The organism is Reyranella massiliensis 521 (assembly GCF_000312425.1).
GTDB classification, from domain to species: domain Bacteria; phylum Pseudomonadota; class Alphaproteobacteria; order Reyranellales; family Reyranellaceae; genus Reyranella; species Reyranella massiliensis.
Genome location: NZ_HE997181.1, coordinates 2,784,808 through 2,799,128, shown reverse-complemented (window position 1 = coordinate 2,799,128; position 14,321 = coordinate 2,784,808). Strand labels below are relative to the sequence as shown.

General features: G+C 67.1%; 14 protein-coding genes. 10 read left to right on the top strand and 4 right to left on the bottom strand.

The annotated features are described in order from the left end of the window. The first annotated feature begins 122 nt into the window (after positions 1-122). Positions 123-1,706: a phosphoglycerate dehydrogenase gene (gene serA, locus BN60_RS13860; protein ID WP_020696677.1), complete on the top strand. Its 1,584-nt coding sequence runs from the start codon at positions 123-125 to the stop codon at positions 1,704-1,706. A 106-nt stretch (positions 1,707-1,812) separates the two neighbouring features. Next, positions 1,813-2,961, top strand: coding sequence for a helix-turn-helix transcriptional regulator (locus BN60_RS13855; protein ID WP_020696676.1), 1,149 nt, complete (start codon positions 1,813-1,815; stop codon positions 2,959-2,961). A 3-nt stretch (positions 2,962-2,964) separates the two neighbouring features. On the opposite strand, the gene BN60_RS13850 is transcribed toward BN60_RS13855, so the two are convergent. After that, positions 2,965-4,176: a calcium-binding protein gene (locus BN60_RS13850; RefSeq protein ID WP_020696675.1), complete on the bottom strand. Its 1,212-nt coding sequence runs from the start codon at positions 4,174-4,176 to the stop codon at positions 2,965-2,967. 184 nt (positions 4,177-4,360) lie between these two features. Here BN60_RS13850 and BN60_RS28930 point away from each other — a divergent pair, with 184 nt between their 5' ends. The 3 genes from BN60_RS28930 to adhP all read left to right on the top strand — a co-directional run bounded on the left by BN60_RS28930 (position 4,361) and on the right by adhP (position 6,060). Beyond that, positions 4,361-4,603, top strand: a complete 243-nt coding sequence (locus tag BN60_RS28930) for a carboxymuconolactone decarboxylase family protein (RefSeq protein ID WP_020696674.1) — start codon at positions 4,361-4,363, stop codon at positions 4,601-4,603. 21 nt (positions 4,604-4,624) lie between these two features. After that, entirely contained in the window at positions 4,625-4,918 is a 294-nt protein-coding gene (locus BN60_RS28925) for a carboxymuconolactone decarboxylase family protein (RefSeq protein WP_020696673.1), read from the top strand. A gap of 119 nt (positions 4,919-5,037) precedes the next feature. After that, positions 5,038-6,060: an alcohol dehydrogenase AdhP gene (gene adhP, locus BN60_RS13840; protein WP_020696672.1), complete on the top strand. Its 1,023-nt coding sequence runs from the start codon at positions 5,038-5,040 to the stop codon at positions 6,058-6,060. A 37-nt stretch (positions 6,061-6,097) separates the two neighbouring features. Here adhP and BN60_RS13835 read toward each other — a convergent pair whose 3' ends face one another. Together BN60_RS13835 and tcuA are read right to left on the bottom strand one after the other, a co-directional pair. Continuing rightward, positions 6,098-7,075, bottom strand: a complete 978-nt coding sequence (locus BN60_RS13835; RefSeq protein WP_020696671.1) for a Bug family tripartite tricarboxylate transporter substrate binding protein — start codon at positions 7,073-7,075, stop codon at positions 6,098-6,100. 18 nt (positions 7,076-7,093) lie between these two features. Then, positions 7,094-8,584, bottom strand: a complete 1,491-nt coding sequence (tcuA, locus tag BN60_RS13830; RefSeq protein ID WP_020696670.1) for an FAD-dependent tricarballylate dehydrogenase TcuA — start codon at positions 8,582-8,584, stop codon at positions 7,094-7,096. A gap of 60 nt (positions 8,585-8,644) precedes the next feature. Here tcuA and BN60_RS28920 point away from each other — a divergent pair, with 60 nt between their 5' ends. The 4 genes from BN60_RS28920 (at position 8,645) to BN60_RS13810 (ending at position 12,424) form a co-directional block, all read left to right on the top strand. Continuing rightward, positions 8,645-9,283 (top strand): hypothetical protein, encoded by a 639-nt coding sequence (locus BN60_RS28920; protein WP_020696669.1) that lies wholly within the window; start codon positions 8,645-8,647, stop codon positions 9,281-9,283. A gap of 119 nt (positions 9,284-9,402) precedes the next feature. After that, positions 9,403-10,407, top strand: a complete 1,005-nt coding sequence (locus BN60_RS13820; RefSeq protein WP_020696668.1) for a Bug family tripartite tricarboxylate transporter substrate binding protein — start codon at positions 9,403-9,405, stop codon at positions 10,405-10,407. Positions 10,408-10,461: 54 nt separating this feature from the next. Then, the gene (locus tag BN60_RS13815) at positions 10,462-11,667 is read left to right on the top strand and encodes a CaiB/BaiF CoA transferase family protein (protein WP_020696667.1); all 1,206 of its coding nucleotides are present in this window, start codon (positions 10,462-10,464) and stop codon (positions 11,665-11,667) included. Positions 11,668-11,752: 85 nt separating this feature from the next. Next, positions 11,753-12,424 carry a hypothetical protein gene (locus BN60_RS13810; protein WP_020696666.1) on the top strand — a complete coding sequence of 224 codons (672 nt, stop codon included), beginning with the start codon at positions 11,753-11,755 and terminating at the stop codon, positions 12,422-12,424. Between the two features lie 11 nt (positions 12,425-12,435). Here the strand turns inward: BN60_RS13810 and BN60_RS13805 are convergent, their stop codons facing one another. Next, on the bottom strand, positions 12,436-13,257 hold the full coding sequence (locus BN60_RS13805) for a glutathione S-transferase family protein (RefSeq protein WP_020696665.1): 822 nt from the start codon (positions 13,255-13,257) through the stop codon (positions 12,436-12,438). A 79-nt stretch (positions 13,258-13,336) separates the two neighbouring features. On the opposite strand from BN60_RS13805, the gene aac(3)-IV reads away from it, so the two are divergent. Further along, positions 13,337-14,134, top strand: a complete 798-nt coding sequence (gene aac(3)-IV, locus BN60_RS13800; RefSeq protein ID WP_020696664.1) for an AAC(3)-IV family aminoglycoside N-acetyltransferase — start codon at positions 13,337-13,339, stop codon at positions 14,132-14,134. Positions 14,135-14,321 lie beyond the last annotated feature (187 nt).

Genomic DNA, 14,321 nt, shown 5'->3' with positions numbered 1-14,321 from the left:
GGGGGAGGTGCCCTGTCATACGGGGCGGAGGGGTCATGACCCCTCCGTCGCCGCAGACGGCGACACCTCCCCTCCGCGGAGTCCGCGAAGGGGAGGAGAGTTCGAACGAGGAGTCCTGGAAAATGGCCAAGCCTAAAGTTCTCATTTCCGACGAGCTTTCCCCGCGCGCTGTCGAGATTTTCTCGGAGCGCGGTTGCGACGTCGATTTCAAGCCGGGCCTGAAGCCGGCCGAACTGCGCGCCATCATCGGCAACTATCACGGCCTCGCGATCCGGTCGGCAACCAAGGTCACGGCCGAGGTTCTGGCCGAGGCCAAGAACCTCAAGGTCGTGGGTCGTGCCGGCATCGGCGTCGACAATGTCGACATCAAGGCCGCCACCGCCAACGGCGTCGTGGTGATGAACACGCCGTTCGGCAACGCCATCACCACGGCCGAGCACGCCATCGCGCTGATGTTCGCGGTCGCCCGCCAGGTGCCCGAGGCCAATGCCTCGACCCAGGCCGGCAAGTGGGAAAAGAACCGCTTCATGGGCACCGAACTCAGCTTCAAGACGCTGGGCCTGATCGGCTGCGGCAACATCGGCTCGATCGTGGCGGAGCGCGCCATCGGCCTCAAGATGCGCGTCGTGGCCTACGATCCGTTCCTGAGCGACCAGCGCGCCACCGAGCTTGGCGTGGAGAAGGCGACGCTCGACCAGGTGCTGGCGCGGGCCGACTTCATCACCGTGCATACGCCGCTCACGGAGCAGACCAAGAACATCCTCTCTCGCGCCAACCTGATGAAGACCAAGAAGGGCGTGCGCATCGTGAACTGCGCGCGCGGCGGGCTGGTCGACGAGCTGGCGGTGCGCGACCTGCTGGTCTCCGGCCACATCGCGGGTGCGGGCTTCGACGTCTTCGTCGAGGAGCCGGCCAAGACCAACGTGCTGTTCGGCTCGCCCAATCTCGTCTGCACGCCGCATCTCGGCGCCTCGACGGTGGAAGCGCAGGAGAACGTGGCGCTGCAGGTCGCCGAGCAGATGGCCGACTATCTGCTGACCGGCGCCATCACCAACTCGCTCAACATGCCGAACGTCTCGGCCGAAGATGCGCCCAAGCTGGCGCCGTTCCTCGACCTTGCCGAGAAGCTGGGCTCGTTCGCGGGCCAGCTCACCGACACCGACATCAAGGCCGTGTCCATCGAGTACGAGGGCCAGGTGGCGGCACTCAACATCAAGCCGCTCTCCCAGGTGGCGCTGATGGGCGTGCTGCGCCCGCAGCTCGACACGGTGAACATGGTCAACGCGCCGGTGATCGCCCGCGAGCGCGGCATCGAGGTGGCCGCGGTCAAGCACGAGCGCGACAGCGACTACAACTCGCTGATCCGGCTCTCGGTCACGACGGAGAAGTACACGCGCTCGGTGACGGGCACGCTGTTCGGCGGCAAGCATCCGCGCATCGTCGAGATCAAGGGCATGGAGATCGAGGCCGAGTTCGCCCCGCACATGCTCTACATCACCAACGACGACAAGCCTGGCTTCATCGGCCGGCTGGGCACGATCCTGGGCGAGAACAAGGTCAACATCGCGACCTTCCATCTTGGCCGCGACAAGCCGGGCGGATCGGCCATCGCGCTCGTGCAGGTCGACCAGCCGATCTCGAACGAACTGATCGGCAAGATCAGCGCCGTCGAGGGCGTCGTCCAGGCGAAGGTGCTCGGCTTCTAAGGGGCGCCGCGGCGGCGCGATCGCCTCGCGTGGAATTGAGTGGAGAATCTTGCTGCTCCCGCTATCCTCGGTGTAACGAAAAGAATGCCACCGGGGAGCGGAGGCTGTGGGAGTCGATCGGGAAACCGAAGCCATCGGTTTGCTGTATGACGCGACGCTGGGCCATGTAGCGTGGAGCGATGTCGGGCGTTGCCTGACATCCTTTTTCGATGGCGCGACCTTTACCCTGACGACGCAGGGCGCATCCGACAGCCCCGTCGACATTGTCGACATGCAGGGGATGATCCCGAAGGTCGTCGAGCTGTACGGCGCCCACTATTACGACCTCGATCCCTGGCGCCTGGCCGCCATCGAGCGCCGCGTCTTCGATCGCGCGGTGCTGGGCACCGATCTCGTCAGCAACCTCGACTGGCAGAACAGTCGCGTCTACAGCGAACTGATCCTTCCCCACACCGACGTCTTCCACGGCGTCATGGCGAGCGGCACCCTGCCCGGCGGCGGCGTCTATGCGTTCGGCATCCATCGCGGACGTCGCGCTACGCCCTTTGAACGCACGGCGGCCGAAATGTTGCAGCGCCTGCTGCCGCATATCGGCCGCGCCTTGCAGGTGAGGGCGCGTCTCGGGGCCTTGCATCGGGCGGACATCGCGGCGTCGGCGGCGCTGGATCATCTGCCGTTCGGCGTCGTGCAGCTCTCCTCGGCCGGCCGGCTGGTCACCGCCAATCGCGCGGCGCTCGCGATGCTGGGGGAAGGCGACGGGCTGCTGCTCACCGCAGCCGGCGTGCATGCCGCATTTGCCGGCGACGATGTCCGGCTGCAGCTCGCGATCCTGCAGGCGGCGCGAACGACCGCGGGCGACGTCGGAGGCGGGGCGGGCGACTATCTGCGCATCCTGCGGCCGTCCGGCCGCCGCGCCTATACGGTGGTCGCGACGCCGCTCGGCCAGGATCGCGGCTTCGCGCGCAGCGCGCTCGCATCGCAGCAGGCGGCCGTCATGCTGATCGTCACCGATCCCGAGGCCGCGCCCCGGATCGAGCCGCGGGTGCTGTCGACTCTCTTCGGATTGACGCCGGCCGAGGCGCGCCTGGTCAGCCTGCTTGCGGCTGGCCTGCCGCTGCCGGCCATCGCCAAAAGACTGGGCGTGAGCTTCGAGACTGTGCGCACGCAGCTCGCGACTGCGCGCGCCAAGACCGACACCGCCTCGCAGGTCGATCTCGTGCGCCTGGTACTGACGGCTCTGGTGCCGGTCCGCTGACGCTCAGGCGAAGAGGACGAAGTCAGACGCGTGCAGCGCCTGCAGATCGGCAAAGCCGACCAGGACGACGCTCGACGTCGCATCGAAGGTGATGGTGGTGTCGCTGCCGTCGGACGTGAACGTCATGTCGTCGAGGCCTGCGAAGCCGTAGGCGCTGACGTCGATGCGGTCGCCGTCGCTCTGGCGGAAATCGTTGATGTCGTCGTGGCCGCCGCCCGGTGCAAAGACGAACGTGTCGGCGCCCGTGTGCGCGCCCGCCGCCACGACGGCGGCGTCGCCCCACATATGGTCGGCACCTTGCCCGCTGATCAGCGTGTCGTCGCCGCCGCGGCTCCTGCCGTCGAGAGTCTGGGCATCGCCGTAGAGGCGGTTGCTGGAACCGCTCGCCGTCAGCACGTCGTCGCCGCCGACGGTCCGGTCGGTCATGGTCCGGGCATCGCCATACAGGGTCCCGCCGACCGAAGCCTCGCTCGTCAGCCGGTCGTCGCCACCGCGCGCCCGGCCGGACATATCCTCGGCATCGCCGGAGAGGGTCTCCACGGCGGCGTTGCCGCCGGTGATCGTGTCGTCGCCGCCGACCGTGCGGTCGGCCATGTGATTGGCATCGCCGATCAGATTGTTGGCGCGGCCGTTGCCGCCGGTGATCGTGTCGTCGCCGCCCCGGGCACGGTCGAACAGGCTGTTGGCGTCGCCGCTGGCGACGGCCGTGTCGGTCAGCGTGTCGTTGCCGCCCTGGGCATGGCCATACATGTTGAAGGCATCGCCCAGGAGAAAGCCAGGCGGTCCGACGCCGATCTCGATCTGGTCTGGCCTGCCGATCAGCGCATCGTCGCCACCGGAAGAGTGGCCGAACATCTCGTAGGCATCGCCGAACAGGTGTTCCTGCGGCCCGCCCATGACCAACGTGTCGTTGCCGCCGCTGGCGCGATCGTAGAGGCCATAGGCGTCGCCATAGAGGAGGTCGTTGCGACTGGCTCCGATCAGCGTGTCGTTCCCGCCCTGGGCGCGATCGTGCATCGTGTCGGCATCGCCGAAGAGGATGTTGGTCGCGAAGGCGCCGCCCGTGAGCGTGTCGTCGCCGCCGCGACTCTTGTTCAGCATCTGATCGGCATCGCCATAGGCCGTTCCTCCGATGCTGTTTTCGAGCGCGATGTCTTGATTGCCGCCTGCTTCGCGATGACGAAGGATGCCGGACGTATCGCCGTAGATTGCCATCGGGCGCTCCTCTCCTCGACCGTTGCCGCTGTCTGTGTCGAGTGTGGGGTCTATCTAGAAATGCGTTTCGGCAAATGCCATCGCGCGCCGCTCGCATCACCGAATGACCACAGCGCACAACCGGCTGGATGATCGGCGGCGGGCAGCGTAGGGTCGCCGTCCTGCGAAACTTGAGGAGCGTGTCATGCCCCGCGTGAGTGAGATCGAGGAAGACGGTGGCGATCCGACGTTGAAGCCCGTGTTCGACAAGGAACGCGAGATCTTCGGCGGTCTTCTGAACCCGACAAAGGTGATGGCGCATTGCCCGCCGATCCTGCGCGCCGCCAAGATGCTCGGCGCGTCGATCGAGCAGTCGGGACAATTGCCGAAGGACCTGCCGCCGCTGATCTACCTGCGCGTGGCGTCGATCAACGGCTGCCCCTTTTGAATAGACATCAATTCCGTCCGTGTGACGGAGAATGAAGGCGGACTGGAGAAGGTCGCGGAGGTCCTGAACTGGCGCGACAGCAAGTTGTTCAGCCCGAGCGAACGGCTGGCGTTGGAATATGCCGAACGCATCACCTACACCGACCAGCACGTCGACGACGCGTTCTTCGCCGAACTGCGCAAGCACTTCACCGAAGCGCAGGTGGTGGAACTGACGGCCGCGATTGCGATGGAGAACTTCCGCTCGAAGTTCAATCCGACCCTGGGCGTCGAAGCCCAGGGCTTCTGCATGGTGCCGCAACGGAACAAGGGCTGAGAACGGGAGCCGATGGCGGTCCCACCCGAGTTTCGGTGGGGCCGCGAGGCTTCGCCAAGCCGGGAAGTTGCGGCTAGTATTCGTCGTCGCTTCAGGAGATCGATCCGAGGAGGGGCCCCATGGCAAAGACGATGAAGGCCGCGGTCGTCACGGCGTTCAAGAAGCCGCTCGTCATCCGCGAAGTTCCGGTTCCGGAGGTCGGCGCAAACCAGATTCTCATGAAAGTGGAAGCGTCGGGCGTCTGCCATACCGACCTCCATGCCGCGCACGGCGACTGGCCGGTCAAGCCGTCGCCGCCGTTCATTCCGGGCCACGAGGGCGTGGGCTTCGTCGCAGCCGTCGGACGCGACGTGAAGGGCGTCAAGGAAGGCGACCGCATCGGCGTGCCCTGGCTCTACACCGCCTGCGGACACTGTCCGCACTGCCGCACCGGCTGGGAGACGCTCTGCCACGAGCAGCAGAACACCGGCTATTCGGTCAACGGCGGCTTCGCCGACTACGTGGTTGCCGACCCCAACTACGTTGGAAAGCTCCCGGCGAGCCTCGACTTCGGGCCGGCCGCGCCGGTCCTGTGCGCCGGCGTCACTGTTTACAAAGGGCTCAAGGAGACGGAAGCGCGGCCCGGCGAGTGGGTGGCGGTCTCCGGCATCGGCGGGCTCGGCCACATGGCGGTGCAATACGCCAAGGCAATGGGCCTGCATTGCGCGGCCATCGACGTGCATCCCGAGAAGCTCGACCTGGCCAAGAAGCTGGGCGCCGACATGGTGATCAATGCCCGCGAGGAAGATCCCGGTCCGGCGCTGCACAAGGCGATGGGCGGCGTGCATGGCGTGCTGGTGACGGCGGTATCGCCCAAGGCCTTCGCCCAGGCGCAGGCAATGTTGCGTCGGCGCGGCACGATGGTGCTGGTCGGCTTGCCGCCGGGCGATTTCCCGCTGCCGATCTTCGACACCGTGCTCAACCGCATCACGGTGCGCGGCTCGATCGTCGGCACGCGGCAGGACCTGGTCGAGTGCCTGGAATTTGCCGGCGAGGGCAAGGTGAAGCCTCACTTCTCGTGGGAACCGCTCGACGCCATCAACGACATCTTCGAGCGCATGCAGCAGGAGAAGATCGACGGCCGGATCGTCATGCGCCTCTGAGGCGCACGACGTCGCCCGCCGTCGTCGAGAGGGCGGGCTACTCGGCCTTGATGTTCAGCGCCTTCAGCTTCTTGCCCCAGAAGGCGTGTTCGTCCTCGACGTACTTGGCGAACTCGGCGCGGCTGCGCGCCGGCGGCAGTTCGAGGCCGTCCTTGGCCAGCGCCTCGGTATACTTTGAATCCTTCATCGCGATCGCCGTTTCCTTGTGAAGGCGGTCGAGGATGGCGTCGGGCGTCTTGGGCGGGGCGAACAGGCCGTGCCAGCCCGTCACCGCGACATCGACGCCCTGTTCCTTGAGCGTCGGCACGTCGGGCAGGGCGCTGACCCGCTTGTTGCCGGTCACGGCCAGCGCCTTCAGGCGTCCGCCCTTGATCTGGCTGACAGCTGGCGGCAGCGAGGAGAAGTTCATGGTGATGACGCCCGAGATCACGTCCATCAGCGCCGGGCCGGTGCCCTTGTAGGGCGCGTGGGTGATGTCGATGCCGGCCGCTTCGGCGAACAGCGCGCCCGCGAGGTGGTTGTTGCCGCCCACGCCCGACGACGAGAAGGTGAGCTTGCCCGGCTCCTTCTTGGCAAGCGCGATCAGCTCCTTGACGTTGTTGGCCGGCACGTTGGGATTGACCGCCAGCACGTACTGGTAGTCCGTGGTCTGGATGATCGGCACCAGCCCCTTCAGCGTGTCGATCGACGCCTTGAGGACGTGCGGGTTGGTCACGACGTTGGTGCCGACGGCGTAGAAGATCGTGTAGCCGTCGGGCTTGGCGTTGGAGACGAAGCGCGCGCCGATGGCGCCGGCCGCGCCGCCCTTGTTCTCGACGATGACCTGCTGGCCGAGCAGCGGCGTCATGAGATGCGCCAGCTCGCGCGCCACGATGTCGGCACCACCTCCGGCTGCATAGCCGACGACGAAGGAGAGCGGCTGCGTCGGCCATGTCGCCTGCGCCCGAAGCGCCGACGGCACGAGGAGTGCGCCGCTACCGAGCGCCAAGGCGGAACGGCGGGAAAGGGTGGTCATCGTCTCCTCCACGTTTTCTCAGTTCTTGCCGGAAACGTAGCGTCCCGCGCTGTCGCCCGCCAGCTTGCCGAGCACGGCGCCCGACACCAGGCCCGTCCCGCCGGGGTAGTTGTGATAGAACAGCCCGCCCACCAGCTCGCCGGCCGCAAACAGGCCGGGGATGGTGTGGCCGTCGGTGCTCTCGACTTCGCCCTCGGTGGTGATTTTCAACCCGCCGAAGGTGAAGGTGAGGCCGCAGGTCACGGCGTAGGCCTCGAACGGCGCCTGGTCGATGGTGTTGGCCCAGTGGCTCTTCGGCACGGCGAGCCCGCGGGTGCTGCGGCCGTCCTTGATCGCCGGGTTGAACGGCACTTCGGTCATCACCGCGGCGTTCCATTCCTTGATGGTCTTCAGGAACTGTTCGGCGTTCACGCCTTCGAGCTTGCCCGCCAGCTCCTCGATCGTGTCGGCACGCACCTTCGTCACGCGCTTGATGCGATACTCGTCGCGCAGCTTGTCGAGCACCTTGGAATCGAAGATCTGCCAGGCAAACTGCTGCGGCTGCGACAGGATCACCGCGCCGTACTTGGCGTAGGTGTAGTTGCGGAAGTCCGCGCCCTCGTCGACGAAGCGCAGGCCGTTGGCGTTGACCATGATGCCCAGCGGATAGGAGTGCTTCTGGAAGTTGTCGCCGACATCGAGGTCGCCGAACTCCGGTGCGTTCATGTCCCAGCCGACGGCATGGCCGCCCGACCAGTTGCCGTGCGGTTTGGCGCCGATGGCCAGCGCCATGTTGATGCCCGCGCCGGTGTTGAAGCGCGTGCCGCGGACCTTGGCCAGATCCCATGTCGGGCCGAGATAGCGCGTGCGCATCTCGGCATTGCTCTCGAAGCCGCCGCAGGCCAGCACGACGGCCTTGGCGCCGATCCGCACCTTGCGGCCCTTGTGGCGGGCGATCACGCCGCGCACCACGCCGTCCTCTTCGATCAGCGACACCGCCGCCGTCTCGTAGTGGATGGGGATGCCTGCTTTGACGGCAGCCTTGTGCTCGAGATCGACCAGGCCCGGCCCGCCGCCCCAGGCTTCGACCGCCAGGCCGCCCCAGAACTTGTATTTGCCGTTCACCTTGAACGCCTGCCGGCCGTAGCTCGGCTGGAAGCGCACGCCCTTGGCGCGCATCCATTTCATGGTCTCGAAGGAGCGGTTGATCAGGATGTCGGTCAGCTCGGGGTCGCAGCGGTAGTTGGTCACGCGGCCCATGTCGTCGAGATACTCGTCGGCGCTGTAGCTGCCGAAATCGACGTCGCGCTTCTCGTCTTCGGTGAGGTCGTAGAGCTGAACCAGGTCGTCGACGCCGTGGAAGACCACGCGCATGGCGCCGGCCGTGTAGGTGCTGTTGCCGCCGCGCTCTTCCTCGGGGGCCGCTTCGAGCATGGCCACGGATGCGCCCGTCTCGCGCGCTGCCAGGGCCGCACAGGCTGCCGCATTGCCGGCACCGACCACCAACACATCGACCTGGAAATCGTCCACTTGGCACTCCTTTTGCATTCCACGAACCCGGGAACGCCAAAATAGCGCTAAAATAGGGCCATGGGTGATCGTTTCGACCGTCTAAGTGTCCGACATGCCAATGTCGAGACTTTGCTGCGCCGTCCGGGCATCGGCCACAACAATGGCCCGACCTTCGACATGTCGTGGGAGGCCTGGGTGTGGCGCCGCGCCTCGGCCAAGGCGTGGAAGACCCCCAAGCCGGAAGTCGCGATGCTGCGGCTGAAGCGGGCGGAGCGGCTGGGCATCACCTACAAGGAACTGGCTTCGGTCATCATGGATTCGGGCGCCCATATGAGCGCCGCCGTGATGCCGCTGTCGCTGGCCGCGCGTGTCCGCCGCGGTCCCAACAGGGAGATCATCGTCGAGCCGCGCAATTCGGCGGCCGACCTCGTGGCGAAGTTCCGCGGCCGTCTTTTCATCCTGGGCGACATCGACGCCGTTCCCGCGCTCAGCGAAACCGAGCGCGCCGACTTCCTGGCCGCGCTCAACCGCGCCTTCGACGGCAAGGTCGAAGCCATCGGCTGGGGCCACGACGCGCCGGCGATCCGCGCGATGCTCAAGGCCAACGGCCTGCCGCATCTGGAGGCCTTCATGGTCGGCGCCGGCATGGCCCACCGCGTGCTGGCCGAGACAGCGGGCCTGCCGCTGACGAAGGACATCGACACCTGGTTCGCCTGAGTTCTTCTCAGGCGTAGGGCGCTCCTCGACTGCACTCGGCGCTTGGCGGACCCCCGGCGACACGCTTACCGTGTCCGGCCGCTTGGGTTTGTCACCCCTCCTCGAGGAGACAGGACAGCATGGTCCATACACCACGTCGCCACGCGCTCGGGATGATCGGTGCGTTCGTTGCCTCCGGTGCCGCTGCCGCCGTGCATCCTGCTGGCGCGCAGACCGCACCTTCCTTCCCGTCGCGGCCGATCAAGCTGATCGTGCCGCATGCGCCGGGCGGCAACTCCGATACGTTCGGCCGCATCCTGGCGCAGAAGAAGGGCGATCGGATCGGCCAGCAGGTCGTCGTGGAGAACCGTCCCGGCGCCGGCGGCACCTTGGGCAGCGCGATGGTCTCCAAGTCGCCGCCCGACGGCTACACGCTGGTGGTGGCCGACAACGGCACGCACGCCATCGCGCCGACGCTCTACGGCGCCAAGCTGGGCTACGACGTCTTCAAGGACTTCACGCCGATCACGCTGGCGGCGACCTTTCCGACGGTGATCATGATCCACCCGTCGGTGCCGGCGCAGAACGCCAAGGAATTCGTGGCGCTGGCCAAGAGCCAGCCGGGCAAGCTCACCTATTCGTCGGCCGGCACGGGCAACGGCTCGCACCTCACCGTCGAGCTGTTCCGCGCAGCGGCGGGCGGCCTCGACATGGTGCACGTCCCCTACAAGGGCGGCGCGCCGGCGGTGCAGGCGCTGCTGGCGGGCGAAGTGCAACTGTCGTCGGTCAGCGTCAACACCGCGCTGCCGCACATCCAGGCGGGCAAGGTGCGGGCCTTGGGCATGGCATCGATGAAGCGCTCGCCGGCCCTGCCCGACGTGCCGACCTTTGCCGAGAACGGTATCCCGTTCGAGGCCGATAGCTGGCTGGCCATCATGGGACCGCCCGGCATTCCGGCCGACGTCGCCAAGACGCTCAACCAGGAGATCGCCGCCACCCTGAGCCAGCCCGAGACGCGGGAACGCCTGGCCAAGCTCGGCCTGGTCGTGGTCGCCTCGCCGCAGAGCGGCCTGACCGACGTGCTGAAGCGCGATGTCCCGAAGTGGGGCAAGGCCGTCAAGGATTCCGGGGCCGTTTCCGACTAGCGCACCGGCTTTCGCCCGGCTGCATGGCCGGCCGCGGTGAGGTAAGGAGAGGGCATGACTTCTTCTCCGACTTCCACCATCGAGCCGCCTCTCAAGGGCATTCGCGTCGTCGAACTCACGCACACCATCCTCGGGCCGTCCTGCGGCATGATCCTGGCCGATCTCGGCGCCGAGGTGATCAAGGTCGAGCCGGTGGACGGCGACCGGACGCGCAAGCTGCGCGGATTCGGCGCCGGCTTCTTCGGCTACTTCAACCGCAACAAGAAGAGCCTCGCCCTCGACGCCGATGCGCCCGAGGGCCGGGCGGTGCTCGTCAAGCTGCTGGAGTCGGCCGACGTGCTGATCGAGAACTTCGCGCCGGGCTCGATGGCCAAGCGCAAGCTGGGGCCGGCGCATCTGGAGAAGATCAACCCGCGCCTTGTCTACTGTTCGCTGAAAGGCTTCCTGCCCGGCCCCTACGAGAAGCGGCCGGCGCTCGACGAGGTGGTGCAGATGATGGGCGGGCTCGCCTACATGACCGGGCCCAGCGGCAGGCCGCTGCGCGCCGGCACCTCGGTGGTCGACATCATGGGCGGCATCTTCGGCGCCTTCGGCACGGTGCTGGCGCTGAAGCAGCGCGACCGCACCGGCAAGGGCGGGCTGGTCGAGAGCGCGCTGTTCGAGTCGGTCGTGTTCCTGATGGGCCAGCATCTCGCCATCACGGCGATGAACGGTGGCGCGGCTCCGCCGCCGATGCCGGAGCGCGTGAGTTCGTGGGCGGTCTACGAGATCTTCAACACCGCCGACGGCCAGCAGGTCTTCATCGGCATCACCAGCGACAGCCAGTGGAAGCGCTTCTGCGAGGTCTTCGGCCAGCAGGAACTGGCCGCCGACCCGCGGCTCGCCACCAACAACCAGCGTATCGAAGCGCGGCCGTGGCTCGTGCCGGCGGTGGCCGAGGTCTTCAAGCGCCATGACCGCGCCGCGCTCGAACAGCTCTGCCTCGACGCCGACATCTCCTTTGCGCCGGTGGCGCGGCCGCAGGAGCTGTTCGACCATCCGCACCTCCTGGCCAATGGCTCCCTTGCGCCGACCACCCTGCCGGGCGGCGTGCAGACGCGCCTGCCGCTGCTGCCGTTCCAGATGATGGGCTGGCGTCCGCCGCTCGTCAGCGATCCGCCGGAGATCGGCCAGCACAATGACGAGGTGCTGGCGGCGCTGGGTTACGACGCCGCCGGTATCGGCAAACTCAAAGCCGGGAAGATGCTGGGACCGGCCTGACGGCGTGCACTCGATTGCACGCGACGGTAGGTTGCTCGCATAGGATGTATATGTAATCCTCCCCTCGACCTGTGGGAGGGTGGAAATGCGATTGATCGTTGTCGCTGTGGTGATGGCGGCGTTGATGGCCGTGCTGGGCGGCTGCGCGACGCGGGCTCAACTCGAAGTGGCGCGCCTCATGAACGCGGTGGAAAGCGGGAAGGCCGCGAGCGAGGCGTGCATCGCGAAGGTCAAGGAGATGCCGGAGTATCAGCTCCTCGCGCCTTACCTGCCGGAAGGATCGGCGTCGCTGAGGGCGCAGGCCAACCCGGCCAAAGCGACGCCCACGGAAATCAAGGCCGTGTTCGTGGTGCAGGAAGCGAGTGCCGACTGCCGCAAGATCGGCCTCGAAGGCATGGGCAGTATCAATCCGGATCTGATGGCGCTGCTCGCCCGGGCCTATGCGAAGGTCGATGCCGGCTATCTCGGGATCGTCGAAAAGAAGATGACGTGGGGCGAATTCGTCCGCATCCGCGAGGCCGCCCGCGCCGAATTCCTCGACCAGGCGATGGCGATCGCTCGGCAGATGGATCGCCAGCTGCAGGCCGCGCACAAGGCCGAGGTGGACGAGTACAAGGAAGCCGCCAAGGCCATCCTGATCTGGTCGGAGCAGCAGCATGCGATGTACAAACAGCAGAAGTTGATCGAGGCGATCAACCGCCCGCGCACGACCAACTGCCAGTACATCGGCGGGCGGGTAAGCTGCACGACCTTCTAGACTGCGGCCGGTTAGAATGTAGGCGGCCGTCGCCGCAGATGCGGCGCGATCGCCGGCCACGCCTGCCGGCCGAGCGTCTGCCAATGCTGGATCACTTGCGGGGGAAGGGCGCCGATGGTCTCGCGCCACGAGGGCCGCGCCTTCATGCGGTCGTACCAGCCGGCGAGGGAGGCGCGGCCGGCATCGTCGATCACCGCCAGCAGGCCCATCTGCTCCAGTCGCGCGACGTAGGGCAGCGCCACCAGATCGGCGTGGCTGACCTCGTCGCCGATCAGGAAGGCATGGCCTGCCAGGCTTGCATCGAGGGCATCGAGCATTTCCTCCTGCGTGCGCACCGCGTCGGCGAACTCCGGCGCCTCGACGCCCTGCCGCGCCGCCGCCGCGCGTAGCGCGCGGTCGCGCCGGTTGGGCATGGCCTGCAGCATTGCCTCCAGCCGTTCCGGCGGCAGCGCCTGCAATGCCGGCCGGCCAAGGATCGCGTAATGCATCATGCCGTTGGCGGGATGGTGCACGTCGTCGAGGCGGCGCACCCAGGCCCGCATGCGCTGGCGTGCCACCGGCTCGCGCGGCCGCAACGCCGGTTCGGGAAAGACATCGTCGAGATACTCGAGGATGGCGGCGCTTTCGATCAGCACCGCGCCGCCGTGAATCAACGTCGGCACGACGCCGCGCGGATTGAGCGCGCGATAGGCCGGCGTGTGCTGTTCGCCGGCCTGCAGGTCGACGGCCACGCTTTCATGGGCGAGGCCCTTTTCGACCAGCGCCAGCCGCACCTTCTGCGAGGAAGCGGAGAAGATGCTGTGGTGCAAGCGCAGTGTCGTCGGGGTGTTCATTGGTTCAGATTGCGGATGTCGGGAATCACCGGCAATTGCCTCCGAGGTAATTGCGGGACCTGAGGGGAGCGACAGGCGGATGGTACAGCGTGCGTTTCGAGAGAGCGAAATCGTGAATCAACTCCGCACGCTCGGCGTCGAAGCAGGCGGGGTGCTGCTCGTGCATACGTCGTTTCGCGCCCTGCGGCCGATCGAAGGCGGCCCGCTCGGCCTGATCGCGGCATTGCGCACGGCACTGGGACCCGACGGCACGCTGGTGATGCCGTCATGGACCGGCGACGATGCGACGCCCTTCGATCCCGCGACGACGCCGGCCGCCGCCGATCTCGGCGTCACCGCCGATCTGTTCTGGCGCCAGCCCGGTGTCGTGCGCTCCGACCATGCCTTTGCCTGCGCTGCTAGCGGGCCGAAGGCGGAGGCGATCGTGAAGACGGCGCTGCCACTGCCGCCGCACGCGCCCGACAGTCCCGTCGGTCGCGTGCGCGATCACGATGGCCAGGTGCTGCTGCTGGGTGTCGGCCACGATGCCGACACGTCGCTGCATGTCGCGGAGCTGCTGACGCCCGTGCCCTACGGCGTACCCCGGCACATCACCGGACGCGGCGACGATGGCCGGCCGATGCGTGTCGACTATCGCGAGAACGACCATTGCTGCCAGCGCTTCGCCCTGGCCGACGACTGGCTGCGGGCGCGCGGTCTGCAGGCCGAGGGCCCGGTCGGCCACGGCACCGCGCGGCTGGCGCGCGCACAGGACATCGTGCGCCTCGCCGTAGACGCGCTGCGCGCCGTGCCGCTGCTGTTCCTGCACGGCGCGGAGGAGGGCTGCGAAGAATGCGACGAGGCGCGGGCCAGCGTGCCCGTGGAGCGCGTGCCCTAGCTCAGTTCATCCCCTTGGTGGGATAATCCACGGGGAACAGAACTAGAACTTGTGTCAACAACATTAGTTGTTTCAGCGGGTTAAATGTTCCGTTGCGGTATGGAACAAAAGGCGTACATTCGCGTCACCCGATGCGCCGCTCGAAGCGCTACGGGGCGGCGGACTTATCCGCATTGCTGCTCCTGAC